This window comes from Chryseomicrobium excrementi, from assembly GCF_002798305.1.
Taxonomy (GTDB): domain Bacteria; phylum Bacillota; class Bacilli; order Bacillales_A; family Planococcaceae; genus Chryseomicrobium; species Chryseomicrobium excrementi.
In genome coordinates, this window is sequence record NZ_PCGR01000002.1 from 871307 (window position 1) to 894072 (window position 22766).

A 22766-nucleotide genomic window follows, 5' to 3' on the forward strand; every position below is an offset into this window, starting at 1 on the left:
CCCTAGAGCTGCTCTTTTTTTGTGGCCTCTCTATCAACAAGAGGCGCCATATCATCTCGAACGGTTTCTTTAGCAAGAGGCACACCTGAGAAATAGGCAGCCTTCGCCATCATATGTCCACCAACAGGACCTGTGATGAACAAGAACACGATCCCTAAAATAATGCGAGGATTAAAGTTTCCTTCAATCAACCAAAAATGAAGAAACACACCAATTAAAATCGACATCACGCCTAGCGTCGCACTTTTTGAAGCGGCATGAGCGCGACTGTAGACATCAGGCAAACGAATCAATCCGATTGCGGTGACTAATATGAAAAAGACACCGACCGCAATGAATAGTATGATCAAACTATTTATGAGTATCTCGGTCATTTTCAATAATCACTCCCTTCTCCGTAAATTTAGAGAAGGCCACCGTGCCGATATAAGCGATAATAGCTAGTAGTAAAATAACTTCCAAGAAGAATGGAGAGTCAAACAGTATTGAAAACAAGCCTACTAATGTTATCAAGCCGACCCCGATTGAATCTAGTGCAATGACACGATCTGGAGTAGAAGGGCCTTTCATTAGACGGTACAAGAAGCCAACCAAACTAAAACTTAAGATTCCCACACAAATCCACAAAAACATCGTCATGATCGACTCACCTCCAAGATGGCTTTTTCAAATGTAGAGCGAATCGAATCAACCGCATCATCAATATTGTCAAAATCAATTGCATGAACATATAGTTTTGTTCGGTCTTCAGAAACATTGACTACTACAGTACCAGGAGTCAGTGTAATCAATAGGGACAACAAGGTGATCTCCCAATCTTGCTTCAATTCCGTTTCCATTTCAAAAATAGCTGGGCGCAGCTCGAGCTTCGGTTTCAATATCACTTTTAATACTGCAATATTGGCTGCAACTAATTCTTTGATAAAGATCCCGCCTAATTTCAGGACCGCCCAAACACGCCCTAAATAGAAACGTGATGTAAAGAATCGGCGCAGCATGAATAGCATGATCAAACCTAATAGATATCCGATGATAAAAGTGGCAGAGGAAAAGGAGTTGGACAGGAACATCCATACAAACGCAATAAAGACATTTAACAGTATTTGAAATGCCATTATTTTTCCCCTCCTAACACAGCATCAATATACAGTGACGAATCCATCAATTGGGTCCCTGTAGCCTGGAATAAAGGCATTAAGAATTCAATGAATACGCCATATCCCATAGTGATCACAAATAAAATCACAACAGGTATCATGCGGTTCACATACTTTGCTTTTGGAGGACTATTAAATGACTTTTCAGCTCCCCAGAAAGCATAGATGAATATACGAATCGCAGAAAGAAGGACGACCATTGTAGACAATGCTACAACAATAGATTGCCAAACAAATCCACCTTCAAGTCCGCCTTGAAGAATTAAAATCTTTCCTGCAAACCCGCTGAGTGGAGGGATTCCTGCAAGAGCAAATACTGCTACGAGGTAGGTCCATCCAAGAACAGGGTAGTGACGAATCAAGCCACCCATTTCTCGCAAGTTTGTTTTCCCAGTAATAAAAATCAGCACACCAATCATCAAGAAGAGTAGTGCTTTCACCAGCATGTCATGAATCAAGTACAAAACAGAACCGGTAACGGCAACCTCGTTAAATGCTGCGACGCCAAACAAGATAACACCAACAGCAATCACAATGTTGTAGATGATGATTTTTTTGACGTCCATATAGGCGAGGGCTCCTATACTACCGAACAGGATTGTCGCAATGGCAAGCATCATCAGCATGTCATGAGTGAACGCCACATCCGTTGTGAAAATTAGCGTATATACTCGCGTGATACTATAGATACCTACCTTAGTTAGTAACGCCCCAAACAATGCAAGAACAGGCAGGGGAGGAGCGTAATACGAGCCTGGTAACCAGAAATAAAGTGGGAAGATCCCGGCTTTAATACCGAACACAACGAGGAACATGATAGCAACAGTAGAGATAACACCCATGCTACCAATATCTCCAAGCTTCACAGCAAGATCTGCCATATTCAGCGTTCCTGTAATCGAATACAGGTATCCGATGGTAATAACGAAGAGGGCTGCAGCCACAACATTCACGATGATGTACTTCATCGATTCACGAAGTTGGATGCGTTCGCCACCAAGTGCAATCAAAACGTAAGAAGCCATTAAGAAGACCTCGAAGAACACGAAAAGGTTGAAAATATCTCCTGTAGTAAAAGCACCATTGATCCCAGTCAACATGAAAAGTGTCGCTGGGTAGAAGAATGACAATTCTCTTTTTTCACCCAGAGAATAAACGGAATACCATAACACAAGTAAAGTCAGAAGACTCGCAGTCGCCACTAGAAGAATACTTAACATATCAGATACTAGTGAGATTCCGTATGGCGCTGCCCAGCTCCCTAAAGTGACAACCTGGATCCCGTCTTCGGCGACTTTAGCAAGTAAAAACAAAGAAACAACAAGTGTCGCTGCCGCTCCGAAAAGTCCTAGCGCACGTTGCGCAAGTAAGCTTTTACGGAAAAGCAGTAAAACTGTACCGATAAACAGAGGCACAATGATTGGTAATACTACTAAGTTAATCAATTTCACCCCTGCCTTTCATGTAATCCATATTATCTGTACCAATCTCTTGGTATGTGCGATAAGCGAGAACAAGGGCAAACGCAGTGACACCAAAGCTAATGACAATCGCAGTTAAAATCAACGCTTGTGGAAGAGGGTCCACGTAGTCAGCAACCGTAACACCATCTGCAACTACAGGAGCTGACTTGCCTCCAAGGCCTCCCATTGTAAGAAGCAAGAGATGCGTCCCGTGGCTAAGAAGACCAGTTCCAATAATAATACGCAGCAAGCTTTTCGAAAGTATCAAGTAGGTGGCTGCGCTGAACAAGAATCCGGCAAGAATGGCCATCATAATCTCCATCAGCTGTCGCCTCCAATCATTTCAATTATCGTCAATGTAATTCCTACAACAACTAAATAAACTCCGATATCAAAGAACATAGCCGTATGAATAGAGGTTTTCCCCAATAGAGGGAAATCAAAATAATCGTACCAATGGGTAAAGAAAGGCACATTGAAGACTAGAGATCCGGCAGCTGTAGTTAAAGCAATCAGCATGCCAATTGCGGTCATACCCAGATAGTTGAAGGGCAGTACTTCTTTAACCGTTTTAAAATCGTACGCAAGAAGAAGCAGTACAATGGCAGATGCCATCAAGAGTCCTCCAACGAATCCTCCCCCCGGGGTGTAGTGACCCGCAAAGAAAATGTGAATGGAGAACAAGAAAATGATAAAGAACACGACGCGTGTCGACGTTTGGAGAATCAAATCATTCGATTTCATCAACTGTTACTCCTTTCTTTTTCTTTTGAAGGCGAAGGGTGATCATGCTGATGATTCCAATTGAAGCAATCATAAGTACTCCAATTTCAAACAACGTATCAAACCCACGGTAATCTACAAGAATCACGTTGACGATGTTTCCGCCACCAGCTTCTGTGTAAACCGTCTCTTTGTAATACTCTGAAATGGAAGTCATTTGACGTTGTGCATATGCGCTAATCCCGATTAGCGTGACAGTCAAACCAACTGCGATAGATATCAAGAAGTTTCCTAGACGGAAGCTAGTATCTTCTTTTCCTTTGTAGTGCTTATCGAGTTTTGGTAAGTGATAGAACGCTGTTAAGAACAGGGCTACTGAGATCGTCTCGATTACAAGTTGTGTCAATGCAAGGTCCGGAGCTTTGAAGATTACATAGAATAGAGCGACCGTGTATCCGACGCCTCCAAGCGCGATGACAGCAGTTAAACGAGACCACGTAATCAAAATAGCCATGACACTTCCAACCAAAATAATCGTTAACACAATTTCAAACAATCGAATCGGTGCAAGACCTTCTGTCGAAATCGCAAATCCACCTTGTGTGAACAGTGTTGTAATTCCCAAAATAGCCATACCCGCGAACATATACACGAGGTAATCGCGAATAGAACCGGTCATGAAACGATCAGACAAGGCGCGATTCCAGTTCAACGAACCATCCATGAGTGTGTCGTAGCCTCGGTTCAATGTGAATCGCTCAGGCCATTTTGAGTAAATAGACTGCCATTTAGGCAACATTTTATAGAGTAAGAAGCCAACGACAACGACTCCAACAGTCATCCAAAGAGCAGGTGACGTCCATCCGTGCCATGCTTTAATGTAAAACTCGATATCAGCAGCGGATGCGAACGACGAGGACTGAATGGCAGCCGTGGCAGGTTTCACTAACCAATCTCCAACAACATTAGGGATAAAGAATACGAGAATGACAAGTGAGCCTAGAATAGCAGGAGAAATCAACATACCGATTGGTGCCTCGTGAGGTACTTTTGGCAATTGCTCTTCTTTGCGTGACCCCATGAACGTGTACCAGAGAAAATAGATGCTATAGATGAAAGTAAACACACTGGCTACCCAGGCAACAATCGGCACAAGGTACGCAACCGTCATCGTAGAAATATCAGCATGCAACAACCCAAGAACGGCGTCTAAGAACATCTCTTTGCTCAAGAATCCGTTAAATGGAGGTAGACCCGCCATGGATAAACTGCCGATCATGGCGATTGTAAACGTCACAGGCATCAGACTCATTAAGCCACCGAGCTTGCGAATATCTCGAGTGCCGGTCTCATGATCCACAATACCAGCAACCATGAATAGACTGCCTTTGAAGGTCGCATGGTTGAATAAATGAAAAATCGCTGCAAACGTCGCAAACGTAAAGGTTTCAACTGCATCTCCAGTTACAAGGTAAGCGAAACCACCTAGCCCTAATAAGGACATAATCAATCCAAGCTGGCTGACTGTTGAAAATGCGAGAATTCCTTTCAAATCCGTCTGTTTGACAGCGAATAAGGAGCCCCAGAACAGAGTCAGTAATCCTATGCCAGTTACTAACCAAACCCACACTTCCGAATAAGCGAAGACCGGAGTAAAGCGAGCGACTAAATAAAGACCAGCTTTAACCATCGTAGCTGAGTGCAGATACGCACTGACTGGAGTTGGTGCTTCCATAGCATCTGGTAACCAGATGTAGAATGGGAATTGTGCAGATTTGGTGAAAGCACCAAGTAATACTAATACGACGGCAACCGTGAATAGAGGTTGATCCACAATTGTATCGACCTGTGCAATCGTTTCACGAATCGAATAAGTACCTGTCAATACATACAAGGTTAAGAAACCGACAAGCATCATTAAGCCGCCACTTACCGTGATCATCATGGATTTGAGTGCTCCAAAACGTGAAGCATCTCTTTTATACCAATACGCGATCAGTAAGAAGGACGAAATAGATGTCAGCTCCCAGAAAAAGTACAGCGCTAATGTGTGATCAAACTGAACGACACCAAGCATGGCACTCATGAACATCAAAAGGTACACATAAAAGTTGCCGAGATTTTCTTTCGTCTTGTCCAGATAGAAGATAGAGTATAGGACAACTAGGGATCCAATTCCCGTAATAAGTAGCGAGAATAAAAGACTTAACCCATCAATATAGATATCAAAGTAGAAGTCTAAAGAGGGAACCCAGGATGCGCGTGCAAGCTGCGCTTCGCCTTGTTGGACAGGGGATAAGAAGCGTAGGTAAAACAAGAATAGTAAAACAGGAGCTAGTAGAACAAACCAGCCCGTATGTATCGATTTCATCGATCTATATGCAAGCGGAATAAAAATGGCAAGAAGAATTGGTAGTACTATTGCCATGAAAAGTAGCATAAAGATTCCCCTTTCTTTAGTTGAGTGATCATGCACACTAATTAAAAGTATAACGTAAAAGAGGGGTGATTGCACTTGTCACAATCCAGGCGTCATGCGACTTCCAAGGCTTATATATATGTAGAAACGAACCATACTTAATGAAAAAAAGAGCCGGATTTTCATCCGACTCTAGACTTATGTGGCTTTCATATGCAGTTCTTCTTCAAGTAACACTTCCTCAAAATCTTGTTGAGGAGCTCTTTGAACATAGGTCAAAACAATGACCGCAACAACAAACAAAGCTCCGGTAACTACAAATACAGTAGAAATACCGACCCATCCCGCCAAAAATCCACCGAACATAGGACCAATAATGTTTCCTAAAAAGCGAGCGCTCGTGTTATAGCCCATCAACTCGCCTTGTACTTCTACAGGAGCCTCGCGGCGAATGATCGCAGTAGTGATCGGCACAAGTCCCCCAGCTGCTATACCAAACAAGAACCTAAGAATCACGAGCTGCCATAAGGAGCTGACAAATGCTTGAGGAACAATAAAGAGAACGCTAAGCACCAACAAAATCATCAAGATTTTTTCATAACCATACGTATCTCCAAATTTCCCCCACGCACGAGTGAACAATAGGTTACCGACGCCAGCAGCACTAAAAGCTAGACCCGCTAAGAAAGCAATGTTCGCTGCATGAGTCAATTCTCCGACATAAAGAGACAATAGGGGCTGGACACTGAACAAGCCGATTTGAATCAATGCCGTAATCACAAGGACATTCCAGATCAGACGGTGATGTAAGATACCGGAGATGACAGTTTTTCGTGAAAAAGAATGAGCATTCGATTCTCTAACAATTTTTTCTTCTCGAATGAAGAACAGGACAATAAACGCGGCTAAAGTGACAGCTACAGCGGCAATGATAAACGTGTAAGAGAAACCGAACGTATCGGCCATTAGTCCACCAAGAACTGGACCGAAAAGTGTACCGGCTACACTCCCCATTTGAAGCGTGCCTAATGTTTTACCAGCAACTTCTTTTGGCGTCTGGCTGCTTATAAAAGCAAGTGATGTTGGAATGAAACCAGTTACGACTCCCATAAATAAACGCAAAATAAAAAACGCTTCAACAGATTGCACGAATCCCATTAACAGGACGGACAGTGCGATCCCGAATCCGTTCAATACAAGAATTGGTTTGTAGCCATAGCGGTCAGCAATCCTTCCCCAAATAGGAGACATCAAAAATGCGGTAATAAAAGTGGCTCCAAAAACAAGCCCTGACCATTTTTGTACATAGGAGTCCGAAAACTCTCCAAACGTTTCGATATAAAGTGATAAAAAGGGCATGATCATGGTCATCGTGCTTGCGACCAAGAAGTTAGTCCCCCACATAATTTTAAAGTTTTTCTTTGAGTGCAATGAAATCCCTTCTTTCTACATATGCATCTCATCATTTCTATTATAGAACATTTCGTAAGGCGAAGGAAGGGATGTGCTCATTATTTTATTTCGATATAAACTGTGTGGTACAATGAGGGCGACATCATGATACAGAAAGAAGATGACTCTGTGTTGAATTTATTGTTTCTCTATCTCTATTTCCCAGAAGATAAAACAGAATACATTCCTGTCGTGCTTCAACTAGTTGCTGTACTCATTCTAGCGGCATTTGTTATCCGTTGGTTATTAAAACGATCTGCTATCGAGGCTGAACAAGCGAGACAGTTGGAAGAACGATTAAAAGCAGAAAAAGAGCAAGAACAGTCCAATTAAGGCTGCTCTTGCTCTTTTTTTACTTTTGTAAGCTCTTCACTGCTGCTATGAAGCGGTCTACACCTTCACGCACAGTTTCTGCTGGACACGCCACATTCATTCGCAAAAAACCGTCACCCTCTGGGCCGTATTTGGTTCCTGGTTCTAGTGCCAACTTTCCTTCATGTAACAAGGCATGCATCATATCTTTTTCCAACACTCCGAGAGCTCGGTAATCTAGCCACAACAGATAAGTCGCTTCCGGTTGAGGGACAACAATTTCAGGTACTTCTTGTTGAAGGCGATCTGCGACGTACTCCATGTTTGTTTTCACTTGTTCAAGAAGTTCATCGACCCATTCCGTACCTTGTTCATATGCAGCCTGCATAGCCGTTGCTCCGAGAACGGTGACACCCATATGAGCTGCATGCATAGCTGTTTCTTTTAGCTTTTCTCGTTTTCTCGCATCAGTCACAATCATGTAAGCAGCTTGAAGCCCCGCTAAATTAAAGGTCTTAGTAGGGGCCATACACGTGATGATGTGATCTGTGTGTTCTGCCACTGAAAGAGCTGTAACATGTTTATGAGGAGCGAACACCAAATCAGCATGGATCTCGTCTGAAATGAACAGTACGTCATACTGGTGACAGAGTTTCACCATAGCTTTCACATCTTCGCGAGACCATACTTTACCACCTGGATTATGTGGATTACAGAAAATAAAAGCAGAGATGTCTTCTTTTAAAGCCTGTTCAAATCCTTCTAAATCAATGGAGTACTGACCATCAGATTCTGTAAGACTGAAGGTCACTACTTCACGGCCTAGGTTGGAAGGGGTGTTACGAAAAGGTGGATAAACGGGTCCATGTACAAGAACACGGTCTCCAACATTCGTAAATGCCTGTAGTGCCAATGCCATTGAAGGAATGACACCCGATTCGTAAACTAACCATTCTTTTTCAATGGTCGTGTTATGACGTTTCGCCACCCAGTTGCAGATAGCTTGTCCAACTTGATCACCGGGATAGGAGTAACCAAAGACGCCATCGTGAATTCTAGATACTAGTGCGTCTTCTACAAACGGAGGTAGGGCGAAATCCATATCTGCTACCCACATAGGTAAAATCTCTTCTCCGTGCTTTACAGCATATACCTCATTTAACATATCCCATTTGATGGAATCGGTGTTTCTACGATTATGTACTTTTGTAAAATCATACATCGGGCAATTCTCCTTCCAATTTGTATGTTCTATGCTATTATATAGCAGACTCTATCAGAAAATAAGGTGAAGACATGCATCAAGTTGAAATGAACAAACAAGCCATACGAATTCTTGAGGAGTGGGATCCTTTTTCATTAGGAACGGATCATTATGCAGCAGAAGCGGCTGATGTTGTAGCGTTTTTGCAAGGCGCTACCCATCCTTCAGATGTAGCGCATCACATGCAACTCGTCTATGAGCATTCATTTGAACAGTGGATTCCTTTAGAAGATTGTATGGAAATTGCGTACAAACTCATTGCGCTTAAATTGTCCGTCACATGTAGCTTGTAACAAAAATCCCTGTGGAAACGTTTTCCACAGGGATTTTTTATGCGGTTGTTAAACCGTCCATTAAATTTGATGCAGGAACTTCTAAAGCGTTAGAAAGCTTTAAAAGCGTTTGAGTCGAAGGCTTTTCAGCACCTGTCTCATAGGCTTCCAACTTTGCTACGCCAATACGGACTTTCAAGGATAGGTCTTCTAACGTCATATTGCGTTCTTGACGTAGTCGTTTTAACTGATTTGCTAATTCTACATTCATCTTCGCCACATCCTTTCCTATATAAGGTATGTTACCACAATTCTGAATGCGCAATAATCAGAAAACGTGACGAAACTCGCACAATTTACATCAAGCTCTCCACAATCTTCTGAATCAGGATGACTAAGATCATCACTGGCGCTACATATCGGACCAATGAACGCCACAGTGAAAAAACAGTGGGTGTAAGAGACAATTCTTCTTGCGTCAACGATTTAGATAAGACATACCCTGCAAATATAGAAATGAATAACGCTCCAAGAGGTAAGCCAAAATTATTTACTAAGAAGTCGGCGTTGTCAAAGAACGTTCGTCCACCCACTGTCCAGTCAGAAAGCACACCAAACGACAAGGCACTAGGAATGCCAAATAGGAAAATGGCAAGACCCATTACGAATGCAGCTCGGCGGCGACGGTCGTATTTTGACTTTATCACGATAGATACTGTAATTTCCAACATGCTGATTGAAGAAGTGAGTGTCGCAAACAACAATAAGATGAAGAACAGTAGCATAAAGAATGAACCAAATGCTACTTGTTCAAAGACAGCCGGCAAGATGATAAATACAAGTCCAGGTCCTTCATCTGGCGAGTACCCTAATGCGAACACGGCAGGGAAAATCACTAGACCCGCAAGTAATGAGATGAAAATATTCATCCCTGCAACGCTAGTTGCCGATTGGGCTAAATTCGTTTCTTTCGACAGATAAGAAGCGTAAGTGATCATTCCAGAGACCCCCACACTTAATGAGAAGAACGCTTGACCTAAAGCCATCAAAGCTGTCTCCCAGCTTACAGCACTCCAGTCCGGAACGAGTAGGAAGCGAACGCCTTCCATAGCGCCATCTAAAGTCAACGAACGAACCGCTAGAATGATAAAGAAGATAAACAGCGCAGGCATCATCCATTTACTTGCTTTTTCAATTCCACCTTTGATCCCACCCGAGACAATCCAAATCGTCAGAAACATAAAAATAGCTTGGGCGAAAATAGCCTGCCAAGGATTCGAAATCATAGATGTAAAAGTGGCTTCATAGTCAATCATTGACGTTGTAACGAGTTGTTTCACCGATATCCACAAGTAGGTGATGATCCAGCCACCTACTACCGAGTAGAAAGAAAGGATCACGAACGAAAATACAAATCCGGCACGGCCAATCCATGCCCACGCCTTTGTTTCACTCAGTCTCTTAAAGCTCGTCACAGCGTCTGCCTGACCTCTTCGTCCAATCAAGAACTCCGCTAGTAGTATAGGGAGCCCGATAAGCAGTGTAGCGATGATGAAGAACAAAACAAACACGCCTCCACCATTTGTCCCCGCCATATAAGGAAACTTCCAAATAGCCCCGAGCCCTATTGCAGAACCCGCAGCAGCTAATATAAATCCAATTTTTGAACCAAATGAATCTCTTTTCATAAAAAAACCACCTTCAAAACTAATTGCCTTATTGTATATGAATTCTTTACAAAAACAAAGTATTAAATAGAACTGTACATTTCTGTAACTTTTACCAGTTTCAATTCGTACCATACATAGCTAAGGGGGGAAATATGTGACAGCCAATCTGATTGAAGCGGCGCAACAAGGAGATATAGATGCCTATGAACAACTTATCGCTCACTACGGAACAACAGTGGAACGGTTTGCTTTTCAATGTGGTGCACAGTATCACGACGTGCCCGACATATCTCAAGAAGTTTTTATACGTCTTTATCGATTTTTACATCAGTTCAATCAAGAACGATTTACAACATGGCTCTATAAAGTAACTTTAAACGCGACACGCGATCATTACCGGAAACAAGGAGTGGAACGGTCTAAGGAACAAAAAGCTAAAGAAGGAGTGTCTATGTCTCATTCGACGGGATCCGATTACAAAATTCTAGTTGATGAACAAGATAGAGAATTACATGCGTGTATTCAGAGCTTAGATGAGAAGTATCGTTACCCGCTTGTCTTATATTATTTTCAAGACTGTAGCTATAACCAAATTGCTGAAGTCCTTTCTTTGCCACTAGCCACGGTTAAAATTCGAATTCACAGATCAAAAGATTTATTACGTGGACTACTAGAGAAGGGAGAGGTGAGTTCACATGGAGGAGCATGAATTAGAAGGTCGTTTGTCTAAGTTGAAACAAACCTATGAACACCTAGAGATGCAGGCTAACCCTAAAGAAATCAGTGCGAAGTTAAAGCAAGAGCAGGGAGTGAAGCCTAGTCCTAAAAAAAGGAGAGTGGCTTGGCGAGTTCCTGTGATTGCAGCTGCAGCTGTACTTGTGATGTTCATTATCTCGGCAACCTATCTTCAAGATGAACTGACTGCTTCTACGAAAGAAGAAGGAGTTACAGAGTTTGGACCCGCATCGTACGAAGAGTACGCAGAGTCTCTGGACATCTATTATGAGCAACTGAAAGCAGATCAACTCGCTAAGAGTGGACTCAGCGAACAGGAATTTAATGCAATTTCAACAATGAGAAGTGCTGAGGAATATTATAAATACAATCGCGAATCGTTTATGAAAGAAGAACTTATTACAGATCCGGCCACTCTTTACACCAAAGTGACAGGAGAGATAGAGCGGATGATGAAGCTGCCAGAAGATCTCATAGAAGATGTACACAAAACAAATGGGACGCTTCCTTTAGATGTCGTCGAATCCGGGAAGCTAATAGGGGACTACTTTGCTTTAAAAGAAAAAGTCACTATAGGCTCTGTTATAAATTCTGAAATTAAACCACTCTTAACAGAAGAAGAACAAATCGCTTTAAAAGAAATTGTCGATCCTAAATGGTATCCCATCATTCGTCTTGAGCAGTTTACTGTGATGTATGATGATGTACACGGGCTGCCAATTGAAGAAGCATCCGAATTTTTTGCCGAGCTTGAAGCCAGCTATGCCGACCCTAATATCCAATTGTTGGATAATAAATACCAGGTAGTAGCCGTACTTTATAGAGCATTATTTGGTTCCTTTGAAACGGAGCCTCTATTTAAAAAATCAGGTGTCCCAGAAGAATTTCGTAAGGAGTGGAAAGAGTTCGCGAATCAACCTGAGTCGTCCATTTCTCATCGGATTTTCGCTCCAATCGTTGAAGAAATGGAAAGCTCCAATTGGACCTCTTCGCCTACATGGGAAGCAACGACAATGGAACGTTTGGCTGGAATCGTAGAAAAGCTCGACGGGGCCACTTCGGAACAGCTCAGCTATGTTGGAGAGGTCCAAGTAGTAGATGCTGACTTTTCTTCGCGGGTGCATGAACTTTTTAAAAGTAATTCTATGAAAGTGGGACCGGATAAGTATGCAGATGCGTCGCCATTTGAAATTATCGGTTTGTATTACTATTACGAAGAACTCGGTGAACGCTATTTACAATATGACATGCTTTTAGACGATCCAAATTTTTTCACGATTAGTTTTGAAGAGTATGAAACATGGCCAATGAATGAGGGGAGAAAGCTATCGGATTTTACAAAAAGTCTTTCTTTCGTAAGATACGATATGGATTTTGCTCAGATTGAAATGAATCTGACAGAGGAGGGTGCTAAAGAGTTTGGACAAGACTATCTGACTTTCCAGTTGTACTGGACAAAAGATGGTTGGAAAGTTCCTCTTATGCCGACACAATAATGTTCAGAATAATGAATAAGTCTTCATTTTATGCTATACTGAAGGTGGCCAATTGGCGATTTCTTTCAAAATAGAATGGAGCAATCCTCATGAAAAATTACAAAGTGGGAGATGTTGTAACGGGTATAGTAACGGGAATTCAACCATATGGCGCTTTCGTTAGCTTGTCGGATGACACACAGGGTTTGATTCACATTTCAGAGATTACTTACGGGTATGTACGTGACATTCACGATTTTCTGCAAGTGGGACAGGCTGTCAAAGTGAAAGTGCTTGAAATTGACCGCAAAGAAAACAAAATCAGTCTGTCGTTACGTGCCTTACAAGATCGCCCTTTTTACCACCGACGAGACGATAAGGGACGAGTGCCCTTACAAGAACGCATCGATGAACAAGATGCGGGAGGGTTTGATACTCTCAAGAGCAAGTTAGATGGCTGGATAAAAAAATCATTGAAGTAAAAGAAGCAGTTCCCACATAACTTGGGGACTGCTTCTTTTATTAGTCCTGTTTTAAATTGCGAAGTTTGCGCAACCGGTATTGAAGGTTTTGTCTACTCATGCCGAGCGCTTCCGCTGCTTTCGTGATATTGCCATCGTATTTTTCAACAGCTTTCTGCAAATAATAAGACTCGGCTTCTCGTAAATACTGATCCAGAGGCATCAGTTCTTTTTCAGAAGTTAACAAGAAATCTGAAGCAGTCACTTGTGTCTTATCTTGGACAGCTAATTTATAACGGAAATGAACAGGCAGCAGATCCTCTGTCAATTTGGACTCCATTGGCAACATCGTAGCAATTTCATCTAACAGAAGTTCCAGCTCTTTCAAGTTACCAGGCCATTCATAACTAGTAAGTAGGTCTATCGCTTTTCTATCCACTTCTACTTTCCCTTGGCCATGTCTGTCTTCAAGGCGACGCAAATAGTCAGACACAAAAGGTGCAATATCTTCTTTACGAGCTCGAAGAGGGGGAACTGTAATCGTCATGCTCGCAAAATAATAATACAAGTCACGGCTGAGCGCTCGACTGGCTACTAAATCAATAGGATCCGTTCCTACACTCGCAATGAATAGATTGTGTTTCCCTGTCGAGGTCTGCAGGATGTGTAGTAGTTCCTTTTGTAACTCAAGAGATAACAGGTCAATACGTTCACAGAAAATCGTGGAATTAGAAACGTTCTTCAACTCATCTCTAAACTTATTCACAAGTAAAGGGTCTGAACTGTGACAGAATAGGCTGATGAATTGATCATTCGGTGGAGTCAGTTGGTAATGAATCCCCTCAGCTATGAGATCTTTTCCGGTGCCAGCTTCCCCGATGAGAAGGAGAGGCATGCGAACTTGAGCTGCACTTTTTGCTTTTGAAATGACAAGTCGCATCGATTCAGAAACAGCAGTTATAGAAGTTAAGGTAATAGGTTCGTTGTAGCGGCGAAGTGGCTGATAGACCAAGCGCTCCAGAGCTGTAATGTCTCGAGCGAATTCGATAGCTCCAATTAGCTCGCCTTGTTCAAAAATCGGATACGTATCATTAATAGTCGTGATTTCTCGTCCTTTTTTGTTCCAGTAAGTTTGCTTTACTCTCGTAATGGGAGTGGCTGTAGACAGAACATGAAGCAGCGTGCTCTCTTCTTTTTCGAACTGAAACACTTCTAAAATCGAGCGATCTTCAACGTCAATTGACGTCAATCCCTCGATTTCTCTCATCTGGTCGTTATAGAGTACAGTCTTTCCGTTTTTATCAATCGCATGAATGCCGACACCCACTTGATCAATTGCAAATTTATAAAATGGAATTAATTGTGTGGTCAAAGAGTCCATTTGGTTCACTTCCTAAAAAAATTTGAGGAAAATACAATATATCACTTGAAAAACGCAACAATCTTTTGCATTATTATATATGTAAATGAAAACGAAGTGCAAATAATTTTTGCACTATACTAATTAAGGGAGGATGTTTCTCATTATGATTCCATACAAACATGAAGCATTCACAGATTTCTCACTAGAAGAAAACAAACGCAAAATCAAAGAAGGTATTCAAACTGTCGAGGGGTATATGGGTGAAGAGTATCCATTAATCGTTGGCGGAGAGCGTATCACTACAGAAGATAAAATTGTTTCATACAACCCATCTAATAAAACTGAAGTTGTAGGTAAAGTATCGAAAGCAAGCCGTGAAATTGCAGAAAAAGCAATGAATATCGCAGACGAGACTTTCAAAACATGGAGTAAAGTAAAACCTGAAACACGTGCAGACGTTCTTTTCAAAGCAGCAGCGATCATGCGTCGCCGTAAGTTCGAGTTCTCTGGACTACTTGCAAAAGAAGCAGGGAAGACTTGGGTAGAAGCAGACGTAGAAGCAGCAGAAGCAATTGACTTCCTAGAATACTACGGTCGTCAAATGTTGAAGTTGAAAGAAGGCTATCCAGTTGAATCACGTCCAGGTGAATACAACCAATTCAACTACATTCCACTAGGAGTAGCAGTTGTTATCTCTCCTTGGAACTTCCCATTCGCAATCATGGCAGGTACAGCAGTAGCAGCAATGGTAGCAGGGAACACAGTTCTATTGAAACCAGCTTCAACAACACCAATCGTTTCTTACAAATTTGTTGAAGTACTTGAGCAAGCGGGAATGCCAGCAGGCGTTGTCAACTTCATCCCAGGTTCTGGTGCTGAAATTGGTGACTACTTAGTTGAACACCCACGCACTCGTCTAATCAGCTTTACAGGTTCACGTGACGTTGGTCTAGGAATCGTAGAGAAAGCTGCGAAACTATCTCCAGGCCAAATCTGGATCAAACGCACAATCCTTGAGATGGGCGGAAAAGATACAATTGTTGTAGATAAAGAAGCAGATCTAGAATTAGCTGCAACATCTATCGTGAAATCAGCATTCGGTTTCAGCGGTCAGAAATGTTCAGCATGTTCACGTGCCGTAATCGTAGAAGATGTTTACGATCAAGTAGTAGCACGTGTTAAAGAATTAACTGATGAACTAACAGTAGGCGTTCCAGATAACGACGAGCACTTCATGGGTCCTGTTATCGACGGTTCTGCTTTCAAAAAAATCATGGAATACATTGAAATCGGTAAAGGCGAAGGCGAATTGTTAACTGGTGGTACTGGTGACGATTCACAAGGTTTCTTTATCCAACCAACTGTATTCAAAGACGTAGATCCACAAGCTCGCATCATGCAAGAAGAAATCTTCGGACCAGTTCTTGCGATTACATCTGCAAAAGACTTCGATCACGCTTTAGAAATCGCAAACAACACAGAATACGGTTTAACAGGTGCTGTTATCTCTACAAACCGTATGAACATCGAAAAAGCTCGTGAAGAGTTCCATGTTGGAAACCTTTACTTCAACCGTGGCTGTACAGGTGCTATCGTAGGTTACCAACCATTCGGTGGATTCAACATGTCAGGTACAGACTCAAAAGCTGGTGGACCAGATTACATCCAGCTTCACATGCAAGCGAAAACAACTTCAGAAATGCTGTAATCTCTTATAGAAGAGGCAGGCCATTTGGTGCGCCTGCCTCTTTCTACATAGATAAGGAGGAATTCGAATGTCAAAAACAACTGCAGTTATCGAACAAACGGAAAAGTACGGTGCAAATAACTACCATCCACTGCCAATCGTTATTTCAGAAGCTCAAGGTGTATGGGTAACGGATCCAGAAGGAAACAAGTTCATGGATATGTTGTCTGCTTACTCAGCAGTGAACCAAGGACACCGTCATCCAAAAATTATTCAAGCCCTTAAGGATCAAGCTGACCGCGTTACATTGACTTCACGTGCGTTCCATAATGATCAACTTGGACCATGGTACGAATTGATCACGAAGCTTTCAGGCAAAGAAATGGCACTTCCAATGAACACAGGTGCAGAAGCAGTAGAGACTGCATTCAAAGCAGCTCGCCGTTGGGCATACGATGTTAAAGGTGTAGCAGAAGATCAAGCTGAAATCATTGCATGTGAAGGAAATTTTCACGGTCGTACAATGACAGCTGTATCTTTATCATCTGATCCGGAATACAAACGTGGCTTCGGTCCAATGCTTCCAGGAATCAAGTTAATCCCTTATGGTGATTTAGAAGCTTTGAAAGCGGCTATCACACCAAACACGGCTGCCTTCATGATGGAACCGATTCAAGGGGAAGCGGGGATTGTTATTCCACCACCTGGCTTCATGAAAGCTGCAAAAGAATTGTGTGAAGAGCACAATGTCTTGTTCATCTCTGATGAAATCCAAGCGGGTCTTGCTCGCACGGGTCGTATGTTTGCTTCCGAATGGGAAGATGTAAATCCAGACATGTACATCTTAGGTAAAGCACTTGGTGGAGGAGTATTCCCGATTTCATGTGTAGTCGCAGATCGTGATGTCCTTGGTGTATTTAACCCTGGTTCACACGGTTCTACATTTGGTGGAAACCCACTTGCTTGTGCTGTATCTATTGCATCGTTAGAAGTCTTAGTGGATGAGAAGCTTGCAGAACGTTCTGAAGAACTAGGAAACTACTTCAAAGAAGAACTGCAAAAACTGAACCATTCTTCTATTAAAGAAGTGCGCGGTCGTGGATTGTTCATCGGACTTGAACTTAATGAAGCTGCTCGCCCTTATTGCGAGCAATTAAAAGAGCTAGGTTTGTTATGTAAAGAAACACATGATACCGTTATTCGTTTCGCGCCACCACTGATTATTTCTAAAGAAGAATTAGACTGGGCATTAGAGCGCATAAAAAAAGTTTTTGCATAACAAATTCCAATTGACTATGGTACAATGAATCTGGATTCTACTATTACTATTTAAAGAGGCGAATTGATAAAATGGCTGAAAATTTAAACCTGTTTACATCGACACAGGCAGTTGTTCAAGAAGCATTACAAAAACTAGGCTACGATGAAGCAATGTACGAATTATTGAAAGAGCCACTTCGTATGCTAGAAGTACGCATTCCAGTCCGTATGGACGACAATACTGTAAAAGTATTTACTGGATACCGTGCTCAGCACAACGATGCAGTTGGACCAACTAAAGGTGGCGTGCGCTTCCACCCGGGTGTTACTGACGAAGAAGTGAAAGCCCTTTCTATGTGGATGACATTAAAATGTGGTATCGTCGACCTTCCTTATGGTGGAGGTAAAGGTGGAGTAACTTGTGACCCACGTGAGATGTCTATGGGAGAACTAGAACGTCTAAGCCGTGGATATGTACGTGCGGTTAGTCAGATCGTTGGACCAACAAAAGATATTCCTGCTCCAGACGTTTTTACAAATGCTCAAATCATGGCATGGATGATGGATGAGTACAGCCGAATTGATGAATTCAACTCACCAGGATTCATTACAGGGAAACCACTAGTTCTTGGTGGATCTCAAGGCCGTGACCGCGCGACTGCTCAAGGTGTGACTATCTGTATCAATGAAGCTGCTAAAAAAGTTGGCATTGATATGACGGGTGCGCGTGTTGTTATCCAAGGTTTTGGTAATGCGGGAAGCTTCTTAGCGAAGTTCTTGAGTGACCAAGGTGCGAAAGTTATCGGAATCTCCGATGCTTACGGAGCACTTCACGATCCAAACGGTTTAGATATTGATTATTTATTAGATCGTCGTGATTCATTTGGAACAGTCACTACTTTGTTTGAAAACACGATTTCCAACCAAGAGTTGTTGGAACTAGATTGCGATATCTTAGTACCAGCAGCAATTGAAAACCAAATCACTTCAGACAATGCTCATAACATCAAAGCAACAATCGTTGTAGAAGCTGCAAACGGTCCTACAACTTCTGAAGCTACTAAGATTCTTCATGACCGTGGCATTTTGCTTGTTCCAGACGTACTGGCATCTGCTGGTGGCGTTACAGTATCTTACTTTGAGTGGGTACAGAACAACCAAGGGTACTACTGGACTGAAGAAGAAGTTAGTGAAAAGCTCCACAAGAAAATGGTCGACGCGTTTGAAAACATTTACAATGTGGCGTCTACTCGCAACATCAACATGCGCTTAGCTGCATACATGGTTGGTGTGCGTCGTACAGCAGAAGCATCACGCTTCCGCGGTTGGGTATAATAAAGTCAAAGCTCCCACAACGTTGGGAGCTTTTTTAATGCCTTATAATAGACGCGTGAGACCAGAAGATGTAGGATTAATACTGAAAAAGAAAGGAGAGGTTGTATGAATTCATTTAGCTTCTATAACCCTGTAAAACTAATATTCGGTAAAGGTCAACTTTCCACACTATCGAAAGAGCTTGCGCCATTCGGCAAAAAAGTTCTTGTCGTATACGGTGGAGGAAGCATCAAGAAAAGCGGTCTTTACGATAAAGTAATGGCAGAGCTAGCTGAAGGTGGGTTCGAGATTTTCGAACTAGCTGGAGTCGAACCAAATCCTCGTCTTTCTACAGCAAAAAAAGGAATTGAAATCTGTAAAGAGAACGATGTAGATGCAGTACTAGCTGTTGGTGGAGGGTCTGTCATCGACTGTTCCAAACTGATCATAGCAGGCGCAAAATACGACGGAGATCCTTGGGACTTCGTTACTCGCAAAGCGCAACCACAAGATGCACTACCACTTGGTACTGTGTTGACGCTTGCAGCAACTGGTTCTGAAATGAACGCAGGTTCTGTTATTACAAATGAAGAGACAGAAGAGAAGTACGGTTGGGGATCTCCATTAAGCTTCCCGAAATTCTCCATCTTGGACCCAGAACACACTTTCACGGTCCCAGCGAATCAAACGGTTTACGGGATTGTTGATATGATGTCTCATATGTTCGAGCAATATTACAACAATGGCACGAACACACCAGTCCAAGATGAAATGATCGAAGGAGTTCTTCGAGCAGTCATCGAGACAGCGCCAAAACTGATGGAAGACCTGACAAACTATGAGCACCGTGAAACGATCTTGTTCGCAGGAACTCTTGGATTAAACAACTTCTTGCAGATGGGGTACAACGGAGACTGGGCAAGTCATAACATTGAACACGCGGTTTCAGCTATCTATGATATTCCACACGCAGGAGGACTGGCAATCATCTTCCCAGAGTGGATGCGTCACAATGTGAAAGTGAATCCAGCTCGTTTTGCTCGTATGGCTACAAAAGTATTTGGAGTCAACCCAGAAGGGAAGTCAGACGAAGAAGTGGCTCATGAAGGAATCGACCGTCTTGTGGAATTCTGGACGTCTATCGGAGCTCCTCAAAAACTGAGCGACTATGAAATCGGAGACGACCGTATTGAAGATATGGTCGATAAGACTCTGGTTTACGGACCGTTTGGAAACTTTAATAAACTACATGCAGAAGATGTTCGAAGCATCTTAAAAGCTGCACTATAATAAAGAAAAAACTCACGACGTTAGTTCGCGTCGTGAGTTTTTAATGTTGTGTGCTGTTCTTTATGATGCGTCCAAGATTTGATGCCGTCATCTTCATCGAATGAAATGACAACGTCTGTGACGCCTGGCTGACTTAGTATCAGTTTAGACAATTCGTCTTGAATATCATCCACCTTGGCAAATGATAGAGAATGATCAATCTCGATTTCTGTTTCAACATGAAGATATTCGCCTTCTTTAACAACTTCTAGGCGCTGTATATCCTTTACATGAGGATTCTCAGAGATGACATAGGCAATGTGAGTCAACATTTGTTCATCCGTTTCTCCAATAACGCCACGTGCATTTTCTAAGAACACTTTAAATACTACATAAAATAACATAAGTCCGATAATGATAGAAACGATACCTTCTGCTGCTAAGAAGCCAGTAAAATGAGCGATGATAACAGCAGTAGCAGCCATAAGATTCCCGACGGTTGCAACCAAATCTTCCATAAATACTAACTTAGTAGCAGGCTTTGCTCTGTTCAAGTTTGTAAAACTCTTTGTAAGAGGGGCTAAAAATCCACCTGTGACGTGAGCTTCGTGTAACACTTCTTTCCCGGCCTTATATAAAACAAATACTTCTAATAAGAAAGCTACTAATAATACAGTCAGGATGATCGCGAACCCGCCACTTTCACTTGGGTGCCAAATGTGATGCCACCCTTCTTTAATCGTTTCATATGCCAAAATTCCAACTATGATTGCTGCAGTCAGAACAACAAGGTTAACTAGCCTCCCGAATCCATTTGGAAATCGAGGGGTTGGGGCTTTTTTCGATAATGCTGAACCGATAAATACGAAGAACTGATTTACAGCATCTCCAATCGAGTGCATCATTTCTGCAAACATGGCGACGTTACCCGTAAGCAAGAAAGCTCCGCCTTTCATCATAGCGATGAATGTGTTTACTATTGCAGCCATTAAAGATGGTTTATTTCCGCCTTTCAATAACCCAAAAACTTCTCTCATATTTATTCCTCCTAATCAATGGCTTCAATTTCCATAGCAGTAATATAACTTTGTTCCCTGAGAAGATGATAAAACTCATTAGGCTTTACTTTGTTAACCATTGAGATGCGAAGTTTCAATTCATGATGTGGCATAAGGTCCAAAGAATGGTCCTTAATTTGCATATCTTGAATTTTTCCGCCCTGTGACTGGATAAATTCAAGGGTCTGATCAATGTTATGGGCTTCTGCTAACCATAAATGAATAGATAAATCTCTCATTCTCAAACGTTTTGGTCCCAGTTTTGTTAAAACAGGGGGGACCACCTCAATTCCGAGAAGAACGATAATCACGCTGAAAGCAGCTTCTATATAAAAGCCAGCGCCTACAGCAATTCCTATTCCTCCGGCTCCCCAAATCATAGCCGCTGTTGTCAACCCACTTATACTATCGTTTCCTTTACGGAGAATAACTCCTGCTCCTAGAAAGCCTATACCGCTTACAATTTGTGCTGCTAGTCGCAGTGGGTCCATAGTGATGTTCACTTCATCATTTCCTTCAGCAATATAAGCAGCTTCTATAGAGATATATGTAAGAAGGCAACTGAAGGTAGCGATGACAACAGAAGTTTTTAAACCAACGGGCTTCTTTTTTAGTTCCCTCTCTAAGCCGATGATTAAACTTAAAAGAGCCGCAAAAGTTAACTTGATTAGAATTTCATAGTGATCCGTCATCCATTCCATAGCATCGACTCCTTTTAAATATTCTCTCATATAAATATGAAGCGAAAAAGATAGGAACAGAAATACTTTTCATTTTTTTATAATAGGGGTTGCTATTTCATTTTGGACAAGGTATATTATTACTTGTCCTTAAAACATTATCAGTACAGTTGATAAATTATTTTAAAAAAGTGTTTGACACTGAAGAGGACAACGAGGTATACTAAGTGAGTCGCCTAAACGAGCGACGAACCAATATGAACATTGAAAACTGAACATGCAAGACGTCAAGATAGAGCGTCACCACCCCGACCCCCCGTTGGGTGTGCGTGACGCAAACAGAACCAAACTACTTCCTATAGACGGTCGTAGTGGACGTTCAAAAATGGACATCATTATGATGCCAGCAACAAAATGAGCTTATTTTAAGCTCTCTTTTATGGAGAGTTTGATCCTGGCTCAGGACGAACGCTGGCGGCGTGCCTAATACATGCAAGTGGAGCGGATGACAGAGGAGCTTGCTCCTCCTGATTCAGCGGCGGACGGGTGAGTAACACGTGGGCAACCTGCCCTGTAGATTGGGATAACTCCGGGAAACCGGGGCTAATACCGAATAATCCTTCGGACCTCATGGTCCGATGTTGAAAGACGGCTCCGGCTGTCACTACAGGATGGGCCCGCGGCGCATTAGCTAGTTGGTGAGGTAACGGCTCACCAAGGCGACGATGCGTA

23 protein-coding genes and 1 rRNA gene are annotated in these 22766 nt (G+C 42.3%); 10 read left to right on the plus strand and 14 right to left on the minus strand.

Going from position 1 to position 22766, the window contains the following annotated elements; genetic code table 11:
* Window positions 1-2 precede the first annotated feature (2 nt).
* From mnhG to CQS04_RS08925, 8 genes are all read right to left on the minus strand, one after another.
* Window positions 3-374 carry a monovalent cation/H(+) antiporter subunit G gene (gene mnhG / locus CQS04_RS08890; RefSeq protein WP_100353782.1) on the minus strand — a complete coding sequence of 124 codons (372 nt, stop codon included), beginning with the start codon at window positions 372-374 and terminating at the stop codon, window positions 3-5.
* Window positions 352-639 (minus strand): Na(+)/H(+) antiporter subunit F1, encoded by a 288-nt coding sequence (locus CQS04_RS08895; RefSeq protein ID WP_100353783.1) that lies wholly within the window; start codon window positions 637-639, stop codon window positions 352-354. Before CQS04_RS08895 ends, mnhG begins: the two co-directional genes overlap by 23 nt.
* Window positions 636-1115, minus strand: coding sequence for a Na+/H+ antiporter subunit E (locus CQS04_RS08900; protein WP_100353784.1), 480 nt, complete (start codon window positions 1113-1115; stop codon window positions 636-638). Before CQS04_RS08900 ends, CQS04_RS08895 begins: the two co-directional genes overlap by 4 nt.
* Complete coding sequence (locus tag CQS04_RS08905) at window positions 1115-2602, minus strand: Na+/H+ antiporter subunit D (protein ID WP_100353785.1); 1488 nt, start codon at window positions 2600-2602, stop codon at window positions 1115-1117. The genes CQS04_RS08900 and CQS04_RS08905 overlap by 1 nt, the downstream gene beginning before the upstream one ends.
* Complete coding sequence (locus CQS04_RS08910; protein ID WP_100353786.1) at window positions 2595-2942, minus strand: Na(+)/H(+) antiporter subunit C; 348 nt, start codon at window positions 2940-2942, stop codon at window positions 2595-2597. The genes CQS04_RS08905 and CQS04_RS08910 overlap by 8 nt, the downstream gene beginning before the upstream one ends.
* The gene (locus CQS04_RS08915; protein ID WP_100353787.1) at window positions 2942-3364 is read right to left on the minus strand and encodes a Na(+)/H(+) antiporter subunit B; all 423 of its coding nucleotides are present in this window, start codon (window positions 3362-3364) and stop codon (window positions 2942-2944) included. The genes CQS04_RS08910 and CQS04_RS08915 overlap by 1 nt, the downstream gene beginning before the upstream one ends.
* Window positions 3351-5783 carry a Na+/H+ antiporter subunit A gene (locus CQS04_RS08920; protein WP_100353788.1) on the minus strand — a complete coding sequence of 811 codons (2433 nt, stop codon included), beginning with the start codon at window positions 5781-5783 and terminating at the stop codon, window positions 3351-3353. Before CQS04_RS08920 ends, CQS04_RS08915 begins: the two co-directional genes overlap by 14 nt.
* Before the next feature lie 177 nt (window positions 5784-5960).
* Complete coding sequence (locus CQS04_RS08925) at window positions 5961-7166, minus strand: MFS transporter (RefSeq protein ID WP_100353838.1); 1206 nt, start codon at window positions 7164-7166, stop codon at window positions 5961-5963.
* A 153-nt stretch (window positions 7167-7319) separates the two neighbouring features.
* Between CQS04_RS08925 and CQS04_RS08930 the strand changes: the two genes are divergently transcribed.
* On the plus strand, window positions 7320-7547 hold the full coding sequence (locus tag CQS04_RS08930; protein ID WP_245858787.1) for a hypothetical protein: 228 nt from the start codon (window positions 7320-7322) through the stop codon (window positions 7545-7547).
* A 19-nt stretch (window positions 7548-7566) separates the two neighbouring features.
* On the opposite strand, the gene CQS04_RS08935 is transcribed toward CQS04_RS08930, so the two are convergent.
* Window positions 7567-8748: a MalY/PatB family protein gene (locus CQS04_RS08935; RefSeq protein ID WP_100353789.1), complete on the minus strand. Its 1182-nt coding sequence runs from the start codon at window positions 8746-8748 to the stop codon at window positions 7567-7569.
* 74 nt (window positions 8749-8822) lie between these two features.
* On the opposite strand from CQS04_RS08935, the gene CQS04_RS08940 reads away from it, so the two are divergent.
* The gene (locus CQS04_RS08940) at window positions 8823-9083 is read left to right on the plus strand and encodes a DUF1871 family protein (RefSeq protein ID WP_100353790.1); all 261 of its coding nucleotides are present in this window, start codon (window positions 8823-8825) and stop codon (window positions 9081-9083) included.
* 37 nt (window positions 9084-9120) lie between these two features.
* Here the strand turns inward: CQS04_RS08940 and CQS04_RS08945 are convergent, their stop codons facing one another.
* A complete protein-coding gene (locus CQS04_RS08945) occupies window positions 9121-9333 on the minus strand; it encodes a helix-turn-helix domain-containing protein (RefSeq protein WP_100353791.1) in 213 nt (70 codons plus the stop codon).
* An 85-nt stretch (window positions 9334-9418) separates the two neighbouring features.
* On the minus strand, window positions 9419-10750 hold the full coding sequence (locus CQS04_RS08950) for a sodium-dependent transporter (protein ID WP_100353792.1): 1332 nt from the start codon (window positions 10748-10750) through the stop codon (window positions 9419-9421).
* Window positions 10751-10886: 136 nt separating this feature from the next.
* On the opposite strand from CQS04_RS08950, the gene CQS04_RS08955 reads away from it, so the two are divergent.
* The 3 genes from CQS04_RS08955 (at window position 10887) to yugI (ending at window position 13424) form a co-directional block, all read left to right on the plus strand.
* On the plus strand, window positions 10887-11441 hold the full coding sequence (locus tag CQS04_RS08955; RefSeq protein ID WP_100353793.1) for an RNA polymerase sigma factor: 555 nt from the start codon (window positions 10887-10889) through the stop codon (window positions 11439-11441).
* The gene (locus tag CQS04_RS08960) at window positions 11428-12963 is read left to right on the plus strand and encodes a hypothetical protein (protein ID WP_100353794.1); all 1536 of its coding nucleotides are present in this window, start codon (window positions 11428-11430) and stop codon (window positions 12961-12963) included. Before CQS04_RS08955 ends, CQS04_RS08960 begins: the two co-directional genes overlap by 14 nt.
* Before the next feature lie 89 nt (window positions 12964-13052).
* Window positions 13053-13424 carry a S1 domain-containing post-transcriptional regulator GSP13 gene (yugI, locus tag CQS04_RS08965; protein ID WP_094944412.1) on the plus strand — a complete coding sequence of 124 codons (372 nt, stop codon included), beginning with the start codon at window positions 13053-13055 and terminating at the stop codon, window positions 13422-13424.
* Window positions 13425-13464: 40 nt separating this feature from the next.
* Here yugI and CQS04_RS08970 read toward each other — a convergent pair whose 3' ends face one another.
* Window positions 13465-14784: an AAA-type ATPase lid domain-containing protein gene (locus tag CQS04_RS08970; protein WP_100353795.1), complete on the minus strand. Its 1320-nt coding sequence runs from the start codon at window positions 14782-14784 to the stop codon at window positions 13465-13467.
* Between the two features lie 142 nt (window positions 14785-14926).
* Here CQS04_RS08970 and pruA point away from each other — a divergent pair, with 142 nt between their 5' ends.
* The 4 genes from pruA (at window position 14927) to CQS04_RS08990 (ending at window position 20317) form a co-directional block, all read left to right on the plus strand.
* A complete protein-coding gene (gene pruA, locus CQS04_RS08975; RefSeq protein ID WP_425430240.1) occupies window positions 14927-16474 on the plus strand; it encodes an L-glutamate gamma-semialdehyde dehydrogenase in 1548 nt (515 codons plus the stop codon).
* 67 nt (window positions 16475-16541) lie between these two features.
* The gene (locus CQS04_RS08980) at window positions 16542-17732 is read left to right on the plus strand and encodes an ornithine--oxo-acid transaminase (RefSeq protein ID WP_100353797.1); all 1191 of its coding nucleotides are present in this window, start codon (window positions 16542-16544) and stop codon (window positions 17730-17732) included.
* Window positions 17733-17803: 71 nt separating this feature from the next.
* Window positions 17804-19048 (plus strand): Glu/Leu/Phe/Val family dehydrogenase, encoded by a 1245-nt coding sequence (locus CQS04_RS08985; protein WP_100353798.1) that lies wholly within the window; start codon window positions 17804-17806, stop codon window positions 19046-19048.
* A 105-nt stretch (window positions 19049-19153) separates the two neighbouring features.
* A complete protein-coding gene (locus CQS04_RS08990; protein WP_100353799.1) occupies window positions 19154-20317 on the plus strand; it encodes an iron-containing alcohol dehydrogenase in 1164 nt (387 codons plus the stop codon).
* A gap of 20 nt (window positions 20318-20337) precedes the next feature.
* Here the strand turns inward: CQS04_RS08990 and CQS04_RS08995 are convergent, their stop codons facing one another.
* Both CQS04_RS08995 and CQS04_RS09000 read right to left on the minus strand, forming a co-directional pair.
* Window positions 20338-21333, minus strand: a complete 996-nt coding sequence (locus tag CQS04_RS08995) for a cation diffusion facilitator family transporter (protein ID WP_100353800.1) — start codon at window positions 21331-21333, stop codon at window positions 20338-20340.
* Between the two features lie 11 nt (window positions 21334-21344).
* Complete coding sequence (locus CQS04_RS09000) at window positions 21345-22055, minus strand: MgtC/SapB family protein (RefSeq protein ID WP_100353801.1); 711 nt, start codon at window positions 22053-22055, stop codon at window positions 21345-21347.
* A 415-nt stretch (window positions 22056-22470) separates the two neighbouring features.
* Between CQS04_RS09000 and CQS04_RS09005 the strand changes: the two genes are divergently transcribed.
* Window positions 22471-22766 (plus strand): 16S ribosomal RNA (locus CQS04_RS09005); the annotation flags it as partial.

Coding starts and splice junctions, on each gene's coding strand:
- mnhG (WP_100353782.1), bottom strand. CDS start 374: ATGACCGAGATACTCATAAATAGTTTGATCATACTATTCATTGCGGTC.
- CQS04_RS08895 (WP_100353783.1), bottom strand. CDS start 639: ATGACGATGTTTTTGTGGATTTGTGTGGGAATCTTAAGTTTTAGTTTG.
- CQS04_RS08900 (WP_100353784.1), bottom strand. CDS start 1,115: ATGGCATTTCAAATACTGTTAAATGTCTTTATTGCGTTTGTATGGATG.
- CQS04_RS08910 (WP_100353786.1), bottom strand. CDS start 2,942: ATGGAGATTATGATGGCCATTCTTGCCGGATTCTTGTTCAGCGCAGCC.
- CQS04_RS08915 (WP_100353787.1), bottom strand. CDS start 3,364: ATGAAATCGAATGATTTGATTCTCCAAACGTCGACACGCGTCGTGTTC.
- CQS04_RS08920 (WP_100353788.1), bottom strand. CDS start 5,783: ATGCTACTTTTCATGGCAATAGTACTACCAATTCTTCTTGCCATTTTT.
- CQS04_RS08925 (WP_100353838.1), bottom strand. CDS start 7,166: ATGTGGGGGACTAACTTCTTGGTCGCAAGCACGATGACCATGATCATG.
- CQS04_RS08930 (WP_245858787.1), top strand. CDS start 7,320: ATGATACAGAAAGAAGATGACTCTGTGTTGAATTTATTGTTTCTCTAT.
- CQS04_RS08935 (WP_100353789.1), bottom strand. CDS start 8,748: ATGTATGATTTTACAAAAGTACATAATCGTAGAAACACCGATTCCATC.
- CQS04_RS08940 (WP_100353790.1), top strand. CDS start 8,823: ATGCATCAAGTTGAAATGAACAAACAAGCCATACGAATTCTTGAGGAG.
- CQS04_RS08945 (WP_100353791.1), bottom strand. CDS start 9,333: ATGAATGTAGAATTAGCAAATCAGTTAAAACGACTACGTCAAGAACGC.
- CQS04_RS08950 (WP_100353792.1), bottom strand. CDS start 10,750: ATGAAAAGAGATTCATTTGGTTCAAAAATTGGATTTATATTAGCTGCT.
- CQS04_RS08960 (WP_100353794.1), top strand. CDS start 11,428: ATGGAGGAGCATGAATTAGAAGGTCGTTTGTCTAAGTTGAAACAAACC.
- yugI (WP_094944412.1), top strand. CDS start 13,053: ATGAAAAATTACAAAGTGGGAGATGTTGTAACGGGTATAGTAACGGGA.
- CQS04_RS08970 (WP_100353795.1), bottom strand. CDS start 14,784: ATGGACTCTTTGACCACACAATTAATTCCATTTTATAAATTTGCAATT.
- CQS04_RS08980 (WP_100353797.1), top strand. CDS start 16,542: ATGTCAAAAACAACTGCAGTTATCGAACAAACGGAAAAGTACGGTGCA.
- CQS04_RS08985 (WP_100353798.1), top strand. CDS start 17,804: ATGGCTGAAAATTTAAACCTGTTTACATCGACACAGGCAGTTGTTCAA.
- CQS04_RS08990 (WP_100353799.1), top strand. CDS start 19,154: ATGAATTCATTTAGCTTCTATAACCCTGTAAAACTAATATTCGGTAAA.
- CQS04_RS08995 (WP_100353800.1), bottom strand. CDS start 21,333: ATGAGAGAAGTTTTTGGGTTATTGAAAGGCGGAAATAAACCATCTTTA.
- CQS04_RS09000 (WP_100353801.1), bottom strand. CDS start 22,055: ATGGAATGGATGACGGATCACTATGAAATTCTAATCAAGTTAACTTTT.